Origin of the sequence: Secundilactobacillus paracollinoides DSM 15502 = JCM 11969, assembly GCF_001311135.1 — a bacterium.
In the GTDB taxonomy this organism is placed as follows: Bacteria; Bacillota; Bacilli; order Lactobacillales; family Lactobacillaceae; genus Secundilactobacillus; species Secundilactobacillus paracollinoides.
The window spans coordinates 1-1,614 of sequence record NZ_BBAG01000145.1; the positions used below are offsets into that span (position 1 = coordinate 1).

Sequence of the window (1,614 nt, forward strand, 5' to 3'; positions counted from 1 at the left end):
AAGTCGTACTGGCAAACGTGTCCCCTTGGATTTAGACCCCAGCTTGTCCCCTAGGGCTTTAAAAATCGCACCGGCCATGATATAATAGTCATTAAAATAGATGACTTTTTTGTGGCGCTCACCGATTCCCGTCGGTGGGTGTTTTTTTATGTTCTATTTTATGTAACCAATATTACTCGTTGTTTGGTGATAAATCAACATTTCTTTTTATGTATCCTTGTATCTAAGTATCCTTGTATCTAAGTATATTAGGATACTTGCAGTCAATCTTAATTTAACGGCTTTTGAGAAGAAATGTATCCTTGTATCCTTGTATCCAAGTATCTTTGTATGTTATCATCCTTGTATCCAAGTATCCTTGTATATTAGGATACTTAATTGGAGGTCAGTATAATGGGTGAAGTAATTACTTTTGGAAATTTTAAAGGTGGCACCGGTAAAACAACAAATGCCACGCTTGCATGCCTGGCACTAGCTCGTGCTAGTAAAAAAACGCTATTAATTGATTTCGATCCTCAAGCGAACGCTACAGATATTTACTTTAAAACCGCGGCTAATTTAGGCCACGATGATATTAAATTTAATCAAACCTTACTTGCATCAATCCAAGAAGAGGACTTATCAAGATCGTTGGTTGCTTTGGATAAAAACATTGACTTTATTCCATCAAGCGCAGATTTTTCATTGTACCCACGGATTATGGAAAAAAAGTTTAAAAATAATTATAAAGATAGAGTTACATATTTTAGCAAGCTACTTGCTTCACTAAAAGAAAAATATGATTTTGTGGTATTTGATTTGCCACCGACTATTTCCTTAATTTCTGATAGCGCCTTATACGCTTCAGATTGGGTTCTGATTATCCTTCAAACTCAAGAGCACAGTCTTCAGGGTGCCGAATCGTTTCTAAAATATATACAGGAACAGGTAATCGATGAATACGAAGCACCTAGTTTGAATTTACTCGGTATACTTCCTGTGCTATTAAAGAATGGGGCGCCTGTTGATCACAGCACATTAGAAGTAGCAGAAGAAGAATTTGGGAAAGAAAACATGTTAAAAACCCTAATTCGTAATATGGAAAGAATCAAAAGATATTCAATCAGAGGTGTATTTCTAAAAGATCAGTTCGATAAAAAAATAATTAGATTATACGATTCTGTGGCACAAGAAATTATTGAAAGGGCGGATTAGCATGGTGGAACTTTTACACAATCCTAACTCAAATAAAAGCAAAATAATTCCTAGAAAATCGGCGCCCCAGCCCCAAAAAGAAATTTCCATATCTTCTCTAAACGAATCAAACAAAACGAAGTCTAAACAAATAGATGGTGTTACTTTTGATACTACGCTCAGAATTGACAATCATCTAAAAAACTTTATGAAAGCTATGGTAATTTTAGGGTATAGCTCAACTCAACAAAACGGATTAGCCCAAATTACAAAAAATTTTTGAATCGTTAACTGAGTCTGAACAAAATACGCTTACGACTCAAATACAGACTTTGGAAACCGGCGATGCTAACAAAGTAAAAAGTAAATAATCACGCGCTCTCAGATGACACGTTCAGCTTTTAGACGTATACTTGTCCGTTTAAATGAAGCAGAATGCAC

2 protein-coding genes are annotated in these 1,614 nt (G+C 35.4%); both read left to right on the top strand.

Features of this window, described 5'->3' with window-relative positions:
• The first annotated feature begins 393 nt into the window (after nucleotides 1–393).
• Entirely contained in the window at nucleotides 394–1,194 is an 801-nt protein-coding gene (locus JCM11969_RS16640; protein WP_054713005.1) for a ParA family protein, read from the top strand.
• A 1-nt stretch (nucleotide 1,195) separates the two neighbouring features.
• The gene (locus JCM11969_RS16645; protein WP_225353350.1) at nucleotides 1,196–1,456 is read left to right on the top strand and encodes a DUF5388 domain-containing protein; all 261 of its coding nucleotides are present in this window, start codon (nucleotides 1,196–1,198) and stop codon (nucleotides 1,454–1,456) included.
• The last annotated feature ends 158 nt before the right edge of the window (nucleotides 1,457–1,614 follow it).